Below are 227 nucleotides of genomic sequence, written 5' to 3' on the forward strand. Positions count from 1 at the left end.
GCTACGTATCATCACCTTGGTAAGCCGTTACCTTACCAACTAGTTAATACGCCGCGGGCTCATCCAAAAGCGATAGCATACACCATCTTTGCCCAACCGATCATGCGATCAGTCGGTTTATGCGGTATTAGCACCTGTTTCCAAGTGTTATCCCCCTCTTTTGGGCAGATTGCCCACGTGTTACTCACCCGTTCGCCACTCGCACTTAAAACGCTGAGTGCAAGCAC

Annotated in this window: 1 rRNA gene; it reads right to left on the reverse strand. The window is 50.2% G+C overall.

Annotated features, from left to right (window positions below):
* Positions 1-227, reverse strand: a 16S ribosomal RNA gene (locus LPAF129_RS11155); the annotation flags it as partial.

It is taken from the genome of Ligilactobacillus pabuli, from assembly GCF_022836475.1.
GTDB lineage: Bacteria > Bacillota > Bacilli > Lactobacillales > Lactobacillaceae > Ligilactobacillus > Ligilactobacillus pabuli.